The following is an 18,715-nucleotide window of genomic DNA, read 5'->3' as shown; positions in this document are numbered from 1 at the left end:
TTCGCAGTGGTGTCTTCCGGCCTTGCCCCGGCTACCCTGCCGCCCCATATTGCTGCCGCGGACCGTCCCGTTCGCCCCCTTGCCTCACCTGAACAAATGTGGAACAAAGCGCCCCATGCTGACTCATATCTCCGTGCGTGGAGCGCGCGAACATAATCTCAAAGGCGTGGACGTGGATCTGCCGCGTGACAGCCTGATCGTCATCACCGGCTTGTCTGGTTCGGGGAAGTCCTCGCTCGCTTTCGACACTATCTATGCCGAGGGGCAGCGGCGTTATGTCGAGTCCCTATCGGCTTATGCGCGACAGTTTCTGGAGATGATGCAGAAGCCCGATGTCGAGCATATCGACGGGCTGTCCCCGGCGATCAGCATCGAGCAGAAGACCACGAGCCGTAATCCCCGCTCCACCGTGGCCACGGTAACGGAGATATACGATTACATGCGTTTGCTCTGGGCGCGTGTGGGCGTTCCCTATTCGCCGGTCACGGGTCTGCCGATCAGCGCGCAAACCGTCAGCCAGATGGTCGACCGCGTGATGCAGTTGCCCGAAGGAACGCGGTTCTTCCTCCTTGCCCCCGTCGTGCGCGGTCGCAAGGGGGAGTATCGCAAGGAACTGGCGGAGTGGCAGAAGGCCGGGTTTACGCGCGTCCGCATTGATGGCGAACTGTACGAGATCGAGGATGCCCCTGCCCTCGACAAGAAACTTAAGCATGACATCGAAGTCGTGGTGGATCGTATTGCGGTGCGCGATGATATCCAGACGCGGCTGGCTGAGAGTTTCGAGACAGCGCTGAAGCTGGCCGACGGGCTGGCCTATGTCGATCTGGCGGATGGGAACGTGCCGGGTCGCGAAGATGAGACCCAGACGACCGGCAAGATGAAAAACACCGGCATCCCCGCAAACCGTATCGTGTTCTCGGAGAAATTTGCCTGCCCGGTCAGCGGCTTTACCATTGCTGAGATCGAGCCGCGCCTGTTTTCGTTCAACGCCCCGCAAGGCGCTTGCCCCGCATGCGACGGTTTGGGCGAAAAACTGCTGTTCGACAGCCAGCTTGTCGTCCCGAACGAAGACCTGAGCCTGAAAAAAGGCGCCATCGTTCCATGGGCGAAATCCAATCCGCCTAGTCCTTATTATATGCAGGTGCTGGGATCGCTTGCGAAAGAGTTCGGCTTTTCGCTCGATACGCCGTGGAAAGATCTGCCCGGCGAAGTGCAACTCGTCATCCTGCACGGCACCGGCGGCAAGGCAGTTACCCTGCGCTTTCAGGATGGACGCAAATTCTACGAGGTCAAGAAAGCTTTCGAGGGTGTCATCGGGAACCTCAATCGCCGAATGCTCCAGACAGAAAGCGCGTGGATGCGCGAAGAACTGTCCAAATATCAAACGGCGCAGCCTTGCGAGACCTGCCATGGCGCGCGTCTGAAACCCGAAGCGCTAGCGGTTAAGATAGCGGGCGAGGACATCTCGATCCCCACCCGCCGTAGTGTGGTGGATGCGCTGGGTTTCTTTACCGAACTGCCGCAGCATCTCAACGATCAGCAGAACCAGATCGCCAAGGCAATCCTGAAGGAAATCGTCGAGCGTCTGGGCTTTTTGAACAATGTGGGCCTAGACTACCTCAATCTTGATCGAACCAGCGGCACTTTGTCAGGCGGTGAATCGCAACGTATTCGCCTTGCCTCGCAGATCGGCTCCGGCCTGTCGGGCGTCCTTTACGTGCTGGACGAGCCGTCTATTGGCCTGCACCAGCGCGATAACGACCGATTGCTCATCACGCTCAAGCGCCTGCGCGATCTGGGTAATACTGTGATCGTTGTCGAGCACGACGAGGATGCGATCCGTACGGCTGACTATATTCTGGATATGGGTCCGGGCGCGGGCGTGCATGGCGGCACGGTCGTCGCGCGCGGGACTCTGGACGAGATCCTCAAGTCGAAGGATTCGCTGACTGCCGATTATCTGAACGGTACGCGCCAGATCGAAGTACCGAAGAAGCGGCGCAAGGGATCGGGCAAGAAATTAACAGTTCATAATGCGCGCGCCAATAACCTGCGTGGCGTTACCGCGTCTATCCCACTAGGCACCTTCACCTGCGTTACGGGCGTGTCGGGTTCGGGCAAATCGAGCTTCACTATCGACACCCTCTACGCCGCGTCCGCGCGCGCCTTGAACGGGGCGCGCATCATCGCGGGTGCGCATGACAAGGTGACGGGCTTGGAATATTGCGACAAGGTCATCGACATCGACCAGTCGCCCATCGGACGTACGCCACGGTCCAACCCGGCGACCTATACGGGCAGCTTTACCAACATTCGCGACTGGTTCGCTGGCCTGCCCGAATCGCAAGCGCGCGGATACAAGCCGGGGCGGTTCAGCTTCAATGTGAAGGGCGGACGTTGCGAAGCCTGTCAGGGCGATGGGCTCATCAAGATCGAGATGCACTTTCTGCCCGACGTCTATGTCACGTGCGACGTGTGCCATGGACAGCGGTACAACCGCGAAACGCTGGAAGTGAAGTTCAAGGGCAAGTCGATCGCCGACGTGCTGGACATGACGGTCGAGGACGCCGTGGAATTCTTCAAGGCTGTACCGCCGATCCGCGACAAGATGGCAATGCTGGTCGAAGTTGGCCTTGGCTACGTCAAGGTCGGCCAGCAGGCGACGACATTGTCAGGCGGCGAAGCGCAGCGGGTGAAACTCGCCAAAGAGCTTTCCCGCCGCGCGACCGGCAATACTCTCTACATATTGGACGAACCCACGACCGGCCTGCATTTCGAGGATGTGCGCAAGCTGCTTGAAGTGCTGCATGCGCTGGTTGAGCAAGGCAATAGCGTGGTCGTGATCGAGCATAATCTGGACGTCATCAAGACCGCCGACTGGATCATCGACATGGGTCCGGAAGGCGGCGTGAAGGGCGGCATGGTGGTCGCGGAAGGCACCCCGGAAAAGGTCGCCGCCACTGAAGCCAGCTTTACCGGACATTATCTCAAGGCAATGCTCAAAACATAACAAATTTCAGCGTTCGCCGATTGTATTCATGATATTGCCGCAGGTAGTAGCTAGCAAGGAACAAACATCCTGCTCGATGCTTCACGCTGCTCCTCCGATGAAAGACTATCATGCGCCTTCAGATCGAAGCGGACCTGCACTATAATTTCCGAGAGCCTACGGATTTGCTGCTGGCGATAGAAGCAGCGGACTTGCCGGACCAGAAGATCATCGAGGACAAGATGGTTGTGACCGGGGCGGGGCCGCTATCCACCATTCCGGGCGGCAATCGTGTGGGGCGGCGTACATGGACGCGCACAGAAAGCGGCGCTTTCCATGCAAATTATCGCGCCACGATGGATGTTGATCGTCCCCATAAATCCGTTCTTGGCTTATCCGCGTCACCATTGCCGAAAATTCCGTCCGAAGTCGTGCCGTTCCTGTGGCCCAGCCGCTATTGCGAAGCGGACCGCCTGTTCAGCTTTGCGCATCAGGAGTTCGAAGGACTGGACGGCGGCGACTTCGTGCACGCGGCAGTTGAATGGGTGCGCAGCCATATCCGCTATGTCTCTGGCAGTTCGGACGCGACCACCACCGCTGCCGACACGTTCCTTTCGCGGCAGGGCGTGTGTCGGGATTTCGCGCATTTGACCGCAGCGATCGTTCGCGCCCATGACATTCCGGCTCGGATCGCATCGGTGTATTCCTGGCGCCTCGATCCACCGGATTTTCACGCAGTCGTCGAAGTGTGGCTGGATGATGCCTGGCATATCGTCGACGCCACGGGTCTGGCCCCGATCGAAGGCATGGTGCGGATGGCCGTAGGGCGCGACGCGACCGACGTGGCTTTCATGACAGCCTTCGGCAGCGCGATGTTGAACTCCCAGTCCGTGAGCGTGACCCGCATCGACTAAACGCGATTGGGGTAGCGGCGCACGCGCAAACCCGCTACCGCACCGCAGCATGCTCAATCGCCTCTATCAATGGACGCTGGCCAAGGCCGCCCATCGCCATGCCGAACGATGGTTGTTCGCCATTTCGTTCATGGAATCGAGCTTCTTTCCCATTCCGCCGCATCCTTTGCTGGGCCTCATGTGCCTAGCGCGGCCTGAAAAGGCGCTGCGCTACGGTTTCATCTGCACGCTGGCCTCGGTGCTGGGTGGGATGCTGGGCTACGCGATTGGCCATTTCTTTTTCGCCATGTTCGGCAGCGCGCTGCTGGACACTCTCGGATTGGCCAAGAGCTTCCCTGCGGCGCAATGTTATTTGCGCGAATATGGCGCGGAGATCATCCTGATAAAGGGTGCAACGCCCATTCCATTCAAGCTGATCACCATCACGGCGGGCTTCGTAGGCCTACCGCTCTTCACGTTCCTGTGGGCCAGCATCGTCTCGCGCGCCTTTCAGTTCATGCTCGTCGGCTTTCTGTTCTGGAAATTCGGGCGACCGATCAAGGCCTTCATCGAGAAGTATCTTGGCTGGCTCTCCGCGTTGTTCCTAGTGCTCATCGTCGGTGGGTTTATCGCGGCATCCATGTTGACCGGCGGCGCGGGCAAGAGCGACAAATGCAGCCAACCGAACGCCGTCCAAGCCGGTTAACTCTAAGTCGCGAATATCATTGCATCGTCGGCAAAACTCTTGAACTCCAGGGCATTGCCGCTGGGGTCGCGAAAGAACATTGTGGCCTGCTCACCGACTTGCCCCGCAAAACGCACATGCGGCTCGATGCCGAACACGGTGCCTGCGGCGCGCAACCGTTCGGCCAGAGCGTCCCAGTCGGCGCGTTCCAACACCACACCGAAATGCGGCACCGGAACATCGTGGCCGTCGACAGAATTGCAGTGCTTTTCTCCGGCACTCCCCGGCGCAAGATGCGCGACGATCTGGTGACCGAACAGATTGAAGTCAATCCAGCGGTCGGAACTACGGCCCTCTTCACATCCGAGCACCTCTCCATAAAACGCTCGCGCGGCCGCAAGGCAGTGGACGGGAAAGGCCAGATGGAATGGGCGGATCGGCGATGTCGCCACGCTATGCTGCTCCACGATTGAAACTGTCATCAAAGCAGGCAATAGCAGCAACCGTGTCACAACGTCATCCCCTGCCGCGCGTCCTTGCCGCGAACCCCAAGGCCACAGCTTTTTTTGCGGGGCTTATTTCCGCAACAGGATTTGCGCCGCTTTCGCTTTGGCCGGTCACGATTATCTGCCTCACGGTTCTGATCCTGCTTATTCAGGCGGCGGAGACCCGGCGGGATGTTTTCACGCGCGGATGGATGTTCGGCGCGGGGCATTTCACGCTGGGCCTGAACTGGATCGCGCATGCGTTCACCTTTCAGGACGCCATGCCGCACTGGTTCGGTTATGGGGCGGTATTGCTGCTATCGCTGTACCTGGCGGTCTATCCGGCGTTGGCCAGCCTCATTGCATGGGAAGCGGCGCGGCGATTGCCTCCGGCGCGCCGGATCGATGGCCGCGCCCCGCGCGTCAGTGCCGCGCTTTCGCTGTTGCTGGCGGCAAGCTGGATCGTCACGGAATATCTTCGCGCGACGTTGTTTACCGGCTTTGCGTGGAATCCGCTTGGGGTCATCTGGTTGCCGACCTCGCTGGCGTACAGCGCCACGGTGGTCGGAACCTACGGCCTTTCAGGCCTGACAATCGTTGCAGCCGGAGCGCTGCATTTGGCGATAGGACGGCGCATAGGATCGGCGCTGACCATGGCATTGCCGCTGGCGGGCGCGGCGAGCATCGGATTGCTGTGGAGTTTCTACACGACACCGGAAACATACGAAGTGCTGGCTCCTAGCATTCGCATTGTGCAGCCGAATATCGGGCAGGATGTGAAATACAGTCCCGAGATGGAGGCAACCAACTTCGCCAAACTCTCGACCTTGTCCGGCGTCCCCGGAACGCGCGGTCGCCTGGTCTTCTGGCCTGAAGCGGCGATTCCGGCATGGTTGGATATGGAGCCGGAATGGCGCGCGCGTCTTGCAACATTGCTCGGCCCCAGCGATCTCCTGCTGACCGGGGGAGAAAAGGTCTATTTCAAGGACAAGGTGCAGGACGGCTATACCAGCCGTGTGCTGGCCGGTGCACGCAACAGCCTGTGGATCGTCGATCCCAAGGCGCGGCTGATCGGGCGGTACGACAAAGCGCACCTCGTGCCGTATGGCGAGTATCTTCCCCTGCGACAGATACTGGAACCTATAGGCCTCTCTCGTTTGGTCCCCGGTGACGCGGATTTCTGGCCCGGTCCGGGTGCGCGCAGTCTGCCCCTGCCCGCCGGCAATGGCCGCCCTTCTTTGAAAATGGGCGTTCAGATTTGCTATGAAATCATCTTCTCCGGGCATGTGGTGGACGAAGCGAACCGGCCCGATTTCATCTTCAACCCGTCGAACGACGCTTGGTTCGGAAGCTGGGGTCCGCCGCAGCATCTGGCACAGGCGCGGCTCCGCGCCATCGAGGAGGCAATCCCGGTGCTACGCTCGACCCCAACCGGCATTTCGGCTGTAGTCGACGCGCAGGGCCGGATCGTCGACAGCCTGCCACATGAAACGGCGGGCTATATCGATGCGCTTCTTCCCAAAGCCGGGGGACGAACCCTGTTTTCGTACATCGGTAACTGGGCCTGTCTTTTGCTTGCGTTGGCGCTCGTCGCCTTGGCAGTTGCCACGCGCCGCACCAGCTACTAAAGGGTCTATATAAAGTTTTGTTTATATCCCTATGGCTGGAGCATTATGCGTAATCATTTCCTCTTCACGTCCGAAAGCGTCAGCGAAGGCCATCCCGATAAGGTTGCTGACCAGATCAGCGATTCCATCGTCGACCTGTTCCTCTCGAAAGACTCCGAAGCGCGCATCGCCTGCGAAACGCTGACGACGACGCAGCTCGTCGTGCTGGCCGGAGAAATCCGTTGCAAGGGCGTATACGAAAACGGCGAATGGGCACCGGGCGCGCTGGAAGAAATCGAGAAGACCGTTCGCAACACCGTCAAGAGCATCGGTTATGAGCAGGATGGGTTCCACTGGGAAACCTTCCGCTTCGAAAACAATCTGCACGGTCAATCCGCCCACATTGCGCAGGGCGTCGACGCATCCGGGAACAAGGACGAAGGCGCAGGCGATCAGGGCATCATGTTCGGTTATGCGACAGACGAAACGCCAGATCTGATGCCCGCAACGCTATATTACTCGCACAAGATACTGGAACGCCTCGCCGCTGATCGTCACGCGAAGACTGTCGACTTCCTTGAACCCGACGCCAAGAGCCAGGTCACTCTTGCGTACGAAAACGAAGTGCCCGTACGCGCGACCGCCGTCGTGGTCTCGACCCAGCATGCGACCGGTATGGACAATGACGAAGGCCGCGCCAAGTTGCGCGAATACGTCAAGGGCGTGATGACCGATGTGCTGCCCGCAGGCTGGATGCCGGAGGACAAGAATGTTTACGTCAACCCGACTGGCTGCTTCGAAATCGGCGGCCCGGATGGTGATGCTGGCCTTACCGGGCGCAAGATCATCGTCGACACCTATGGCGGCGCATCTCCCCATGGCGGCGGCGCATTCAGCGGCAAGGACCCCACAAAGGTCGATCGCTCGGCAGCCTATATCAGCCGTTATATGGCTAAGAACATCGTTGCGGCAGGTCTTGCTCGCCGCTGCACCATTCAGCTGAGCTACGCCATTGGCGTTGCGGAGCCGCTGTCGCTCTATGTGGATACGCATGGCACGGGCACGGTAGAGGAAGCGAAGATCGAAGCGGTGCTGCCGACCTTGCTTACCCTGACCCCGCGCGGCATTCGCACGCATCTGGGCCTGAACAAGCCAATCTACCTGAAGACCGCTGCTTATGGTCACTTCGGGCGGACGCCCGAGGGCGATCTCTTCCCGTGGGAAAGGACCGATCTGGTCGAGAAGCTCAAAGCCGCCCTCGCCTAAACCAGCGCATCCTGATCAGACACGAAGCGCGTCTTCCATGTTATCATCGCCATTCCGAAACGATTCGGGCGGAAGATGAGCATGGAGGGCGCGCTTTGTCACACCTAAGACTCGTTGCATTGGGCACGCTGGCAATGGCGAGCCCAACGTTCGCACAGACGCCCCAGATCAGCCGGGCAGAAGCTGCGCAGCTTTATGCCGCAGGCGGCTTCCCTATCGTTAAGAACCAGCCGACGGGCCCATGCGGTGCGCCTGCCAAGCCGACCATCACCTTCGTCGACATGAACGCAGACAAGCGCCCCGAAGCGCTCTTCATCGACCGAGGCCAATGTTATTTGCCGGATCGCGCATGGTTCAGCATCGCGGCGAAGGGCGCGGACGGCAAATGGCGGCAGCTCATCGGCCAGAACGGAACCGTCAAGACCATCGGCACGATGACAGGCGGCTGGTTCGATCTGCAATGGACGAGCAACGGAAAGGCGCAACCCCTGCGCTATGACGGCACAGGCTATACCGTACCGAAGCCCCTCAAAGCGGCAACCCCGTCGAAGACTCCGGTTGCCGCAGGCGGTGACGCTGCGATCTACCGGGCGGCAGGCTTTACCAAACGCGGCAATCAATGGCGCAGCGACTGCGACGATCCCGACACGCTCTCTTATTCTCCCGGCACGATCGAAAGTCGCAGCGACCTGAATGGAGACGGTCGCCCCGAAGCTGTCGTTACAGAGGGCGGCACTTATTGCTATGGCAACACCGGCACTGGGTTCTGGCTGGTCAGCCAGCAAGCGGACGGATCATGGAAACTGATGACCAGCAGCCATGGCATTCCGCAGTTCCTGAAAACCAAAGGTGTCGACGGATGGCCCGACATCCAGATAGGTGGCCCCGGATTCTGCTTTCCCGTATCGCGCTGGAACGGCAAAGCCTATGTTTCTCATCGCCGCGAATATGAAGGCAAGCCTTGCAAATAGTGGCGTTGACCACCGCACCCCAACATGACAAAAAGTTCACTAGGGATAACAGGGTATCGCGCTTATCAAATGGATGTCGGGTCTCGGTTACCCCCTGTTATCGAACCCGACACCGCATTCACACAGAGGGTGCCATTCATGCGTAACGCCATCGCCGCTTCGTTGTTTGCCGCGCTACTCGTGGTGACCAGTGCGACCCCTGCCCTCGCTGCCCCCTGCAAGGATGCAAAGGGTAAGTTCATCAAGTGCCCACCCAAGCCGACTGCTGCTGTAAAAAACGGTCCGTGCAAGGACGCAAAGGGCAAATTCATCAAGTGCAAATGATCTGACGGCTTGGCAGCGCCGCCCTGCGCCGCTAGTCCGCGCGCAATGAAAGATCCTACTACTCTCAATCGCCTGTACGGTCGCCGCTCGGGCCACAAGCTACGCGTCGGCCAATCCGATCTGGTCGAACAGCTTTTACCTGCGATTAGCGTGCCGGAAGATGGCCCGATTACTGCTGAGGGCCTGTTCGGATATGACCGGCCCCTGCATTTCGAAATTGGCTTCGGCTCCGGCGAGCATCTGGCATATCGCGCAGACATGCTGCCGGACCACGGGTTCATCGGGTGCGAGCCGTTCCTGAATGGCGTAGTCGGTGCGCTTGCGCATGTTCGCGACCAAAGCCTTCCCAATGTCCGTCTGCATATGGGCAATGCGCTTGAGGTGCTGTCACGGATCCCCGATGGCAGCCTCAGCTTCGTCTATCTGCTACACCCCGATCCCTGGCCCAAGCTACGCCATGCAAAGCGTCGGATGATGAACAAGGGGCCGGTGGACATGATATCCGCCAAGCTGAAACCCGGCGGTGAGTTTCGCTTCGGCACCGACCATCCTGTCTACCTGCGCTGGGCGCTTATGATCATGAACGGTCGGGTCGATTTCGAATGGCTGGCGAAGGAACCACAAGACTTCCTCGTCCGTCCCGGCGGATGGCCCGAGACGCGATACGAAGCAAAGGCCCGAAAGAAAGACCACGAAGTCTGGTACTTCCGTTACCAGCGGATTTAGATCAATAACCTGGCGCCATGAATTATGAGTTTTCAGTTGGTTAAACCGAAATACGCCGCCGCCTGCCGCCGCCGATTTCCGTTCCGGTGATTGCTGGGTGATTACTTTTCTGGTACATGAGGTTCGTCATGGCCACCGGAAAAATCACCAAGCGAACCCTCGATGCTCTCCAGGCAGGGGCTGTTACCGGCTTCCTTTGGGATGACGAACTGAAGGGGTTCGGACTCAAGATCACCGCAGGCGGCTCTGCGTCCTATGTCGTCCAGTATCGGATGGGTGGTCGCGAGGCGAAGACGCGTCGCTACACCATCGGCGGTCATGGCTCGCCATGGACGCCCTTCACCGCTCGCGAGGAGGCGACGAGACTCCTCCGCCTCGTCGCCCAAGGGATCGACCCCGTCGAATCGGACAAACAGCGACGGCGCGAGGCTGTCGACCTTGCCTTTTCCAACTATGCCGACCGCTTCGCAGCGGACTGCAAGGGGACAGGATGGTCGACCCTCGTAACGCGATCGCTTCAACTGCACGTCAAACCCGTTTTGCGTGATAGGGCGCTTCCTGCAATCACGCGTATTGATGTGGTGGCCGTGTTCGATCGCATGCCGGCGGAACAGGCAGCCAATCGTCGCAACGTGTTCGCGGTACTAAGACGGTTGTTTCGATGGGCGGTGAGCCGCGGCGACATCGACAGAAGCCCGATGGAGGGGATGGAGACGCCCAAAGCCGTCAAGCCCCGCGAGCGATGGCTTAGCGATAGCGAGTTGGCGAGGGTTTGGGTGCAGGTTCCGGAATGCCATCGCTGCTTCGGGCCAATCGTTCGCCTTCTGATTGTTACCGGCCAACGTCGAGAGGAGATCGGCGGCCTTCATTGGCAAGAACTTGACCGCTCAGAACGGGAGATGCGGCTGTCCGGCAATCGGACAAAGAATGGCGAGCCGACGACCATTCCGCTCAACGACCTAGCGATCGCAGAATTTGACAAGGTGGCTGGTGGGGAGAAGTGGCCAAGTCGTGGCAGGGTGTTTCCCACTGCGACTGGCGCCGCATTCACCGCCTATCACAAGGGTAAGGCGAAGCTCGACAAGCTGATTTCAAAAGACGGCGGCAACTCAATGCTACCTTGGCGCCTCCACGACCTCAGGCGAACATTGGCGACCGGCTTTCAAAGGCTCGGAGTTCGCTTCGAGGTGACCGAAGCGGTTCTCAATCATGTCGGAGGTTCGCGCTCAGGAGTGGCAGGTATCTATCAACGCCACGACTGGAAACCAGAAAAGCGCGAAGCACTAGCGATGTGGAACAATCACATTTCCAGCACCATCGCGGTGGCAGAAGTGCCCGTATGATACACACTAGCCGTAGTGGCAGCACAGAAGTTCGAATCGCTCCGGGCGCGGCGCCCCGCGCCGGACAAACATGACGAATATATGTCGCCGTTCACGCTACTCTAGCGCCGTCCGCTAACGCCCTTAGCCGTCGTGAGCCGTTAAATCTCGTCGCAAACGCTTCGATGAGGCCGAAATGACCAGTTCCGTCCAGCTACCTTTGTGCGGAGGCTCGGATGATTGGATGAGGAAGCGGCCAGCACGCGACACTGTAACCAAACTGCGCGGCAACGCGAATTGACTTTCGCCATGTCATCACGCACCCATATTAAATGCTGAGGCTGCTTCGCCATCTATTGCTCGTGGGAGTCCTGTTCGGGCTTGTCGGCAACGGCGTGGCCGCGGCAGCGCCGCCGTGCAACATGATGATGCAGAGCCAGACCTCGGCGATGGCGGATATGCCCGACTGCGACATGGCGATGAAGTGTCCGGACTGCGATAAGAAGCAGAGCAAAGATACGAAGCGCGGCTGCGCGCTGATGGCGAGTTGCGGCGTCATGCTGGCTGTCAGTGAGCCCGCGCCCGCCGCGTCGTCGCCGTACATCACTCCGATCGGGGTGTTCTGGCCGGTCACGGCCGTATTTGCCGGGCGCACCGTCACGCCCGAGCCTGAACCACCCTCACTCCTTGGCTGAACCGATCCGGCGTCGGTGATTGCTGTCCAGCGTCGTGCCCGGCACGCGCTCCGACGATCGCCATTCGTCCAACTGCGATTCAACCAAGGATACTATCACCATGAAGACTATCGTTCGCGCCGCAGCCATTGCGGCCACCCTCGCCCTGTCCGCAACGGCCTCGGCCGCGTTTGCTGCGGACGCGCAGCCGGCTCCTTCGACGGGGCACTTCGAATGGCGTAGCCAGCCGTCCTACGGCCCACGGGCACCCACTCGCGCGCCCGTGCGCGTTTGGGTCAGCGACAGCAAGATGATGGCCGCTGACTGCGATTGCTCGATGATGCGCGGACCCCAGGCGGCCAACTGCATGACCATGCCGTCCGCCAGCAACCCGGCTCGTCAGGGCTGAGCAACCGACTGGTGGCGTAGCGGGCGAAACGCATGTTTCCCCGCGGCGCCATCGGCGTCGGTGCCGCCCGCAAGCCGGTTCCGTCCCAATGGGGAGGACGACATGAAATACGCCATAATCCTGCTCGCCTGCGTGGGTGTGCCGTCCGCCGCGCTCGCCGACCAGATGACCTATGATCAGGCGCTGGCGCGCGCGGCGGCTGCGGCGCCCAGCGTTCGTGCTCGCGGCGCCGCGACCGATGCGGCGCGCTCATCAGCGATTGCGGTCGACCGCCTGCCCGATCCGACGCTCGATCTCCGCCTCCAGGACTTTCCCGTCACTGGCCCCGCGGCGGGCAGCTTCACAGGCGACAACTTCACGATGTCGGTGATCGGTCTGACGCAGCGCTTTCCCAATTTGGCGAAGCGTCGCGCGCTCGCCGAGCGGGCAACCGCCAATATCGGCATCGCCGAGGCCGGCGTCCTCACCGAAGCGCGCGCCGTTCGACTGGAGACGGCGCTGGCGTGGATCGACCTTTACTATGGCGAGCGCCGGCTGGCGCAGCTCGACCTGCTCGACGCGAGCCTCGACGATCTGCAAAAAACGGTTGCGGCGCGACTGACGGCTGGCACCGCACGACCGTCGCAGACGCTCGAACCGGCGCAGCTACGCGCCGCGGTCGCCGACCGGCGCGCGGATATGGTCGCGGCGGTGGCGCAGGCGCGCGCGCGACTGACGCGCTATACCGGCGATACCAATCCCGAGGTGAGCGGTCCCCCGCCGAGCCTCGACATCGACCCGGCGCTATTGATGGCCGGGATCGATGCGCTGCCGGCGCTGCGCGCTGCCGACGCGGCGATTGCCGGGGCCGATGCCGATACGCGGCTGGCGCGCGCCGACAAGCGCCCTGACTGGTCGCTGAGCACATCCTATGGCCGCCGCGACCCGCGCTACGGTGATCTCGTGTCGGTCGGCGTGTCGATCGATCTGCCGCTGTTCGCGGGCAAGCGGCAGAACCCGAAGATTGCCGCCAGTGAAAGCGCAGCGAATGGCACCAGACTGGATCGCGAAGCGGTCAGACGGCAATGGATCGCCGCGCTCCAGTCCGACCTCGCCGATCACGCCATGCACCATGAGCGGCTGGAGAATGCGCGCAGCACCCTCGTGCCGCTGGCCAAGCGCCGTGCCGAACTCGATCGCGACAGCTATGCCGCGGGCAAGCTCGACCTTGGCAGCGCGCTGCTCTCGGCGCTCGCGCTCGCCGAAGCCGAAGTCGATGCGCTCAATCGCGAAACCGATGTGGCGCGCGACGCCGTGCGCATCACCATCACTTATGGAGGGGAACCGTCATGACGCTTTCGAGCACCCAGGCTGCACGCTGGCGCGGCGCGGTCCTGCTGGCGGCGATCGTCGCCGGCGGAGGCGGATACTGGCTGGGTCAGAGCGCCAATGAAGCGCCGCTTACACCGGCAAGCGCGGGCGGCTCGGCGCCGCTCTATTACTATGATCCGATGTTCCCCAATCAGAAGTTCGACAAGCCGGGCAAATCGCCGTTCATGGACATGCAGCTCGTCCCCAAATACGCCGATGGCGCAGCGGGCGGCGCCGCGCCGGGCGTCAGCGTCGATCCCGCCGCACGGCAGAGCCTGGGCATTCGAGCGGTTGCGGCGACGATGGGCAGTCTCGCCAGCGCGCTCGACGTCACCGGCACGATCGATTTCAACCAGCGCGATGTTGCGATCATCCAGGCGCGATCGGGCGGGTTCGTGCAGCGCGTCTATGCCCGCGCGCCGGGCGACGTGGTGCGCGCTGGCGCACCGATCGCGACGCTGCTGCTGCCCGAATGGGGCGGTGCGCAGACCGAGTTCCTAAGCGTCAAGCGCCTCGGTAAGCCCGACCTGACTGCGGCGGCGCGGCAACGCTTGCGGTTGATGGGCATGTCCGACGGGCTAATCAGCAGCGTCGAGCGCAGCGGGCGGCCGAACGGCGTCGTGACGATCACCACGCCGATTTCGGGGGTGATCCAATCGCTCGACGCGCGCGCCGGAGTGACGCTGGCAATGGGGCAGACGCTCGCGCAGGTCAGCGGCCTCGACACGGTCTGGCTCAACGCCGCCGTGCCCGAGGCGCGCACCGGCGACGTTCGCGTCGGCCAGACGGCGACCGCGACGCTGACCGGCTTTCCGGGCGAGCCGTTTAGCGGGCGCGTGATCGCGATCCTGCCGACCGCGCAGGCCGACAGCCGCACGCTCACCGTGCGGATCGAACTCGCCAATCGCAGCGGGCGCCTGCGGCCCGGCATGTTCGCCAGCGTCGCGCTCGGCGGCGATGCGCGGCCAGCCCTGCTCGTGCCGAGCGAGGCGGTGATCCGCACCGGCACACGCACACTGGTCATGCTGGCGACCGGCGACGGGCGCTATCATCCCGCCGAAGTGCGGGTCGGGCGCGATGCGGGCGGCCAGACCGAAATTCTCGCCGGTCTGGCGCCGGGCGAAAAGGTCGTCGCATCGGGGCAGTTCCTGCTCGATTCCGAAGCGAGCCTGACGGGCATCCCGGTTCGCGCGATCGGCGCAGCGAAATGATCGCGCGGATAATCCATGCATCGGTCAAGGCGCGCATGGCCGTGGTTCTGGCGGCCTTGGTTCTAGTGGCGATCGGCATCGGCGCGATGCGGACCACGCCGGTCGATGCCTTGCCTGATCTGTCCGACGTGCAGGTCATCATCCGCACGTCCTATCCGGGGCAGGCGCCGCAGATTGTCGAAAATCAAGTTACCTATCCGCTCGCGACGACGATGCTGTCGGTGCCGGGCGCGCGGGTGGTGCGCGGTTATTCGTTCGTCGGCGACAGCTTCGTCTATGTGCTGTTCGACGACGGGACCGACCTGTATTGGGCGCGCAGCCGGGTGCTCGAATATCTGAGCCAGGTGCAGGGCCGCCTGCCCCCCGGCGCGACGGCCTCGATCGGCCCCGACGCGACCGGGGTGGGCTGGATCTACGAATATGCGCTGGTCGACAGGACCGGTCGGCAGGACTTGCAGCAACTGCGATCATTGCAGGACTGGTTCCTGCGCTACGAGCTGAAATCCGTCCCCGGCGTGGCCGAGGTCGCGAGCATCGGCGGCATGGTCAAGCAGTATCAGGTGCTGCTCGATCCGCAGAAGCTGATCTCCTACGGCATCACCCAAGCCGAAGTGAGCGAGGCGCTCAAGCGCGCCAATTCGGAGACCGGCGGCTCGATCGTCGAGATGTCGGAGGCGGAATATATCGTTCGCGCGACCGGCTACCTCTCGTCGCTCGACGATTTCCGCAGCGTGCCGATCCGCACCGCCACCGGAGGCGTTCCCGTTCTGCTGAGCGATGTCGCGACGGTCCAGATCGGCCCCGACATGCGCCGCGGCGTCGCCGAACTGAACGGCCAGGGCGAGGTCGCGGGCGGCGTGATCGTCATGCGCCAGGGCAAGAACGCGCGCGAGGTGATCGAGGGCGTCAAGGCGAAGCTCGACGAATTGAAGAAGAGCGTGCCGCCGGGGGTCGAGATCGTCACCACCTACGATCGCTCGGGGCTGATCGACCGCGCGGTCGATAATCTCACGGGCAAATTGTTCGAGGAGTTTTTGGTCGTCGCGCTCGTCTGCGCGCTGTTCCTCTGGCACGTTCGCTCGGCACTGGTCGCGATCCTGACTTTGCCGCTTGGCATCCTCGCCGCCTTCGTCGTGATGCGGGTGCAGGGTGTCAACGCCAACATCATGTCGCTTGGCGGGATCGCGATCGCGATCGGCGCGATGGTCGATGCCGCCGTCGTGATGATCGAGAATGCCCACAAGCACCTCGAACGCTGGGCGCACGATCATCCCGATACCGAACTGGCCGGACCGGAGCGCTGGCGCGTCATTACCGATGCCGCCGCCGAGGTCGGGCCGGCGCTGTTCCTCTCGCTATTGATCATCACCTTTTCCTTCATCCCGATCTTCTCACTTCAGGGCCAGGAGGGGCGGCTGTTCGCCCCGCTCGCTTTCACCAAGACCTATGCGATGGCGGCTGCGGCGATTCTGTCGATCACGCTCGTGCCGGTGCTGATGGGGTGGCTCATCCGCGGGCGGATTCCGGGCGAGGAAGTGAACCCGGTCAACCGCTGGTTGTCGCACGCCTATCGCCCGGCGCTCGATTGGGTGCTGGCACGGCCGAAGCAGGCACTGTTGATCGCCGGACTGGTCTTCGCTTCCAGCCTATGGCCGATCAGCCAGACCGGCGGCGAGTTCATGCCGCAGATGAACGAGGGCGACCTGCTCTACATGCCGTCCGCGCTGCCCGGTATCTCGACCGCGAAGGCCGGGCTGCTGCTCCAGCAGACCGACCGGCTGATCAAGACTGTGCCTGAGGTCGAGAGCGTGTTCGGCAAGGCGGGCCGCGCCGATACCGCGACCGATCCCGCCCCCCTCGAAATGTTCGAGACGACGATCCGGTTCAAGCCGAAGAACCAATGGCGTGCGGGGATGACGCAGGACAAATTGGTCGAGGAACTTGACCGCACCGTGAAGGTGCCCGGCCTCGCCAATTTCTGGATACCGCCGATCCGCAACCGCATCGACATGCTGGCAACCGGCATCAAGAGTCCGATCGGGATCAAGGTGTCGGGCGCCGATCTCGGCCAGATCGATCAGGTCGCGCAGAAGATCGAGGCCGTGGCAAAGACCGTGCCGGGGGTCAGTTCGGCGCTGGCCGAACGGCTGAGCGGCGGCCGCTATATCGACGTCCAGGTCAATCGCGCCGCCGCTGCGCGCTACGGCATGAACGTCGCCGATGTGCAGGAGGTGGTGTCGGGCGCGATCGGCGGCGCTGTAATCGGCGAGACAGTCGAGGGGCTGGCACGCTACCCGATCAGCCTGCGCTACCCGCGCGAGCTACGCGACAGTCCGGACAAGATCGTCAACCTGCCGATCCTGACGCCCTCGCGTCAGCAAATCACGCTCGGCACCGTCGCCGATGTCCGCATCGTCTCGGGCCCGCCGATGCTGCGCAGCGAGAATGGTCGCCCGGCGACGTGGATATATGTCGATGCCCGCGGCCGCGCGCTGACCGATATGGTCGGCGATCTGCAACGCGCGGTCTCGGCCAGGGTCGCGCTGCCGCCGGGAATCAGCGTTGCCTATACCGGCCAGTTCGAGTTTCTCGAACGCGCCACGCAACGCTTGAAGATCGTCGTGCCCGCGACCCTCGCGATCATCTTCCTGCTGCTCTACCTGACGTTCCGGCGATTGGACGAGGCGGCGCTTATCATGGCGACCTTGCCGTTCGCGCTGACCGGCGGGGTGTGGCTGCTCTACCTGCTCGGCTACAACCAATCGGTCGCGACCGCGGTGGGGTTCATCGCGCTCGCCGGCGTGTCCGCCGAGTTCGGTGTGGTGATGCTGATCTATCTGAAACACGCGCTCGCCGATCGTGGCGCTGCGCCCGATGCCGGCAAAGTCGAAGAAGCGGTCCGCGAAGGCGCCTTACTGCGCGTCCGGCCCAAGGCAATGACGGTGGCGGTCATCCTCGCCGGCCTGCTGCCGATCCTGCTCGGCACCGGCACCGGATCGGAAGTGATGAGCCGCATCGCCGCGCCGATGATCGGCGGGATGCTGACCGCGCCCCTGCTCTCGATGTTCGTGATCCCGGCCGCCTACCTGCTGATGCGCCGCAGCGCCGCTTCACCCGTTGCAACCCAAGGAGACCCGACGTGATGAAAATTCCGTTTATCGCCGCACTATTCGCCATTCCGCTGGCAGCCTGCGGACAGTCCGCCTCGACCGGCCAGGCAACCAAGTCGGATGCCATGTCCAACATAGCGATGTCCGGTGAGTCCAAACAGGCGAACGGCGTTGGAACGATCACCGCGATTGACGCCGCCACCGGCCAGATCACGCTCGATCATGGCCCCGTCGCGGAACTGAAATGGCCGGCGATGACGATGACGTTCGCGGGCAATGCCGCGATGGCGCAGGGCCTGGCCGTTGGCGACAAGGTGGCATTCTCGTTTCAGTGGGACGGGCAAGCCGGCCGGTTGACCTCGATCCGCAAGGAATGAGCCGACCGCTCTGCCAACGCGAAGGATTTTCAGACCTGCCGCACAGGCCCGGCTCAAGCCGCCGCACCTACTATGATGATCGAAGCGTAGGCGGCTCACGGGCACAACACGACGGCAGACGGCGGTGTTTGGTGCGCCGCGCCGGATAAGCGTGACGAATATATCTCGCCGTTCGTATTACTTTAGAGCCGTCACGAAGCGCCGCGCGCCGTCGCCGACCGTTACGTCTTGCATCGAGCGCTACGGCGATGGCCGGACAGATTCCGGCGGGCCGCGCTACTGATGGTCGTTTGCGCTGGGTAACGGATTGCAACCC

16 protein-coding genes are annotated in these 18,715 nt (G+C 62.2%); 15 read left to right on the top strand and 1 reads right to left on the bottom strand.

Going from position 1 to position 18,715, the window contains the following annotated elements; translation table 11 throughout:
* Positions 1-115 precede the first annotated feature (115 nt).
* The 3 genes from uvrA to LQ220_RS17465 all read left to right on the top strand — a co-directional run bounded on the left by uvrA (position 116) and on the right by LQ220_RS17465 (position 4,588).
* A complete protein-coding gene (gene uvrA, locus LQ220_RS17475) occupies positions 116-3,010 on the top strand; it encodes an excinuclease ABC subunit UvrA (RefSeq protein ID WP_230189419.1) in 2,895 nt (964 codons plus the stop codon).
* Between the two features lie 110 nt (positions 3,011-3,120).
* Positions 3,121-3,903, top strand: a complete 783-nt coding sequence (locus LQ220_RS17470) for a transglutaminase family protein (protein WP_230189418.1) — start codon at positions 3,121-3,123, stop codon at positions 3,901-3,903.
* A 49-nt stretch (positions 3,904-3,952) separates the two neighbouring features.
* A complete protein-coding gene (locus LQ220_RS17465) occupies positions 3,953-4,588 on the top strand; it encodes a YqaA family protein (protein ID WP_230189417.1) in 636 nt (211 codons plus the stop codon).
* 2 nt (positions 4,589-4,590) lie between these two features.
* On the opposite strand, the gene LQ220_RS17460 is transcribed toward LQ220_RS17465, so the two are convergent.
* Entirely contained in the window at positions 4,591-5,049 is a 459-nt protein-coding gene (locus LQ220_RS17460) for a VOC family protein (RefSeq protein WP_230189482.1), read from the bottom strand.
* 41 nt (positions 5,050-5,090) lie between these two features.
* Between LQ220_RS17460 and lnt the strand changes: the two genes are divergently transcribed.
* From lnt to LQ220_RS17400, 12 genes are all read left to right on the top strand, one after another.
* Positions 5,091-6,680, top strand: a complete 1,590-nt coding sequence (gene lnt / locus LQ220_RS17455) for an apolipoprotein N-acyltransferase (protein ID WP_230189481.1) — start codon at positions 5,091-5,093, stop codon at positions 6,678-6,680.
* Between the two features lie 45 nt (positions 6,681-6,725).
* Positions 6,726-7,925 carry a methionine adenosyltransferase gene (gene metK, locus LQ220_RS17450; RefSeq protein ID WP_230189416.1) on the top strand — a complete coding sequence of 400 codons (1,200 nt, stop codon included), beginning with the start codon at positions 6,726-6,728 and terminating at the stop codon, positions 7,923-7,925.
* Between the two features lie 134 nt (positions 7,926-8,059).
* The gene (locus LQ220_RS17445; protein ID WP_230189415.1) at positions 8,060-8,896 is read left to right on the top strand and encodes a hypothetical protein; all 837 of its coding nucleotides are present in this window, start codon (positions 8,060-8,062) and stop codon (positions 8,894-8,896) included.
* Between the two features lie 138 nt (positions 8,897-9,034).
* The gene (locus LQ220_RS17440) at positions 9,035-9,220 is read left to right on the top strand and encodes a hypothetical protein (protein WP_230189414.1); all 186 of its coding nucleotides are present in this window, start codon (positions 9,035-9,037) and stop codon (positions 9,218-9,220) included.
* A gap of 45 nt (positions 9,221-9,265) precedes the next feature.
* On the top strand, positions 9,266-9,946 hold the full coding sequence (locus LQ220_RS17435; RefSeq protein WP_230189413.1) for a tRNA (guanine(46)-N(7))-methyltransferase TrmB: 681 nt from the start codon (positions 9,266-9,268) through the stop codon (positions 9,944-9,946).
* Positions 9,947-10,074: 128 nt separating this feature from the next.
* Complete coding sequence (locus LQ220_RS17430; RefSeq protein WP_230189412.1) at positions 10,075-11,289, top strand: integrase family protein; 1,215 nt, start codon at positions 10,075-10,077, stop codon at positions 11,287-11,289.
* A 311-nt stretch (positions 11,290-11,600) separates the two neighbouring features.
* The gene (locus tag LQ220_RS17425) at positions 11,601-11,963 is read left to right on the top strand and encodes a hypothetical protein (RefSeq protein ID WP_230189411.1); all 363 of its coding nucleotides are present in this window, start codon (positions 11,601-11,603) and stop codon (positions 11,961-11,963) included.
* A gap of 100 nt (positions 11,964-12,063) precedes the next feature.
* A complete protein-coding gene (locus LQ220_RS17420) occupies positions 12,064-12,351 on the top strand; it encodes a hypothetical protein (RefSeq protein ID WP_230189410.1) in 288 nt (95 codons plus the stop codon).
* A gap of 165 nt (positions 12,352-12,516) precedes the next feature.
* A complete protein-coding gene (locus LQ220_RS17415) occupies positions 12,517-13,683 on the top strand; it encodes a TolC family protein (protein ID WP_230189480.1) in 1,167 nt (388 codons plus the stop codon).
* Positions 13,680-14,912, top strand: coding sequence for an efflux RND transporter periplasmic adaptor subunit (locus LQ220_RS17410; RefSeq protein ID WP_230189409.1), 1,233 nt, complete (start codon positions 13,680-13,682; stop codon positions 14,910-14,912). Before LQ220_RS17415 ends, LQ220_RS17410 begins: the two co-directional genes overlap by 4 nt.
* Entirely contained in the window at positions 14,909-18,055 is a 3,147-nt protein-coding gene (locus LQ220_RS17405) for an efflux RND transporter permease subunit (protein WP_230189408.1), read from the top strand. Before LQ220_RS17410 ends, LQ220_RS17405 begins: the two co-directional genes overlap by 4 nt.
* Positions 18,055-18,399 (top strand): copper-binding protein, encoded by a 345-nt coding sequence (locus LQ220_RS17400; RefSeq protein ID WP_230189407.1) that lies wholly within the window; start codon positions 18,055-18,057, stop codon positions 18,397-18,399. Before LQ220_RS17405 ends, LQ220_RS17400 begins: the two co-directional genes overlap by 1 nt.
* Positions 18,400-18,715 lie beyond the last annotated feature (316 nt).

This window comes from Sphingobium sp. CECT 9361 (assembly GCF_918741285.1).
Taxonomy (GTDB): Bacteria; Pseudomonadota; Alphaproteobacteria; order Sphingomonadales; family Sphingomonadaceae; genus Sphingobium.
Note: the sequence above shows the minus strand (reverse complement) of the source record. Positions and strands in the feature narration are given on the sequence as shown.